The organism is Pseudomonas sp. K5002, from assembly GCF_013386655.1.
Classification (GTDB): domain Bacteria; phylum Pseudomonadota; class Gammaproteobacteria; order Pseudomonadales; family Pseudomonadaceae; genus Aquipseudomonas.
This window is the reverse complement of sequence record NZ_JACARK010001276.1, coordinates 1-1,389: the sequence shown is the minus strand read 5'-3', so window position 1 is coordinate 1,389 and position 1,389 is coordinate 1. Positions and strand designations below refer to the sequence as shown.

At 65.0% G+C, this 1,389-nt stretch carries 2 pseudogenes; both read right to left on the bottom strand.

From position 1 onward, the window contains the following. Positions 1–206, bottom strand: a pseudogene (locus HX846_RS35625) (electron transfer flavoprotein subunit alpha/FixB family protein); the annotation flags it as partial. Continuing rightward, a pseudogene (gene dgcB / locus HX846_RS35620) lies at positions 206–1,389 on the bottom strand (dimethylglycine demethylation protein DgcB); the annotation flags it as partial. The pseudogenes HX846_RS35625 and dgcB, both read right to left, overlap by 1 nt.

Here is a 1,389-nt window from a genome sequence, read left to right as displayed (position 1 = left end):
GCCGCGCCGCCCTGCTGGGCGCCGCTGCGGTCAATACGCTTGATGCCGTTGGGGCCGATAAAACCGACACCGTGCACGTTCTTGCGGATGACCCCATTGGGCCCCATCCAGCTGTGTTGCACCGGCTGCATCGCCGCGTGCAGCGGGTGCAGGCGGTTACGGGCGATCCATTCGGCCCGTGGGTCGCGGCGGATAATGTCGCTCATCAATGCACCTCCGCAGGTTCGCGTTTCGGCGCCTTGGCCGGTGCCGCGTCTTCAAGCAACGCGTCAGCTACCAGTTCGGCAATGTCCTTGATCAAGGGACGCGGTTCGACCACGCCTTCCAGCATCGCCGTGCACTGTGGACAACCCACGGCCACCAGTTCGGCGCCGGTCTCGCGGATGTCTTCCATGCGCATGTCGGGAATCCGCTGCTTGCCGGGAATATCGGTGATCGGCGCCCCGCCACCGCCGCCGCAGCAGCGCGAGCGGAAACCGGAGCGCTGCATTTCCTTGACCTCGATCCCCAGCGCCCTCAGCACTTGGCGCGGTGCTTCGTACTCACCGTTGTAGCGGCCCAGGTAGCACGGGTCGTGATAGGTCACGCTGTTGCCTTTGTGCTGGCCCAGGTTCAGGGCGCCGGCGTCGATCAGTTCGGCCATGTAGGTGCTGTGGTGCTGCACCAGGTAGTTGCCGCCGAAGGCGCCGTATTCGTTTTTCAGCACGTGGAAACTGTGGGGGTCGCAGGTGACGATGCGCTTGAAGCTGTACTTGGCCAGGGTCTGGATATTGCGTGCGGCCAGCAGCTGGAAAGTCGCTTCATCGCCCAGGCGCCGGGCCACGTCGCCGCTGTCGCGCTCCTCAAGGCCCAGTACGGCGAAGTCGACCTTGGCGGCTTTCAGCACTTTGACGAACGAGCGCAGGGTGCGCTGGTTGCGCATGTCGAAGGCACCGTCGCCGACCCAGAACAGCACGTCGACGGTTTTCCTGTCGCTGAGCAAGGGCAGGTTCAAATCCGCCGCCCAGTTCATCCGCCCGCCCGGTGCGAAACCGCCCGGGTTGTCGGTGGCGATCAGGTTTTCCAGGACTTCGGCGCCCTTGTTCGGGGTCGCGCCTTTTTCCAGGGTGAGGTGGCGGCGCATGTCGACGATGGCGTCCACGTGCTCGATCATCATCGGGCACTCTTCCACGCAGGCGCGGCAGGTGGTGCAGGACCACAGGGTTTCCGCATCCACCAGACCATTGACGATTGGCTGGTGCGGGTTGCCGGCGTGTTCGCCGATGGCTTTGCCCGGATACGGGCTGCCAGCGAACTTGGCGTCGGTGCCACCGGCCAGGCCGACGACCATGTCCTGGATAAGTTTTTTCGGGTTCAGTGGCTGGCCGGCGGCGAACGCCGGGCACGCGG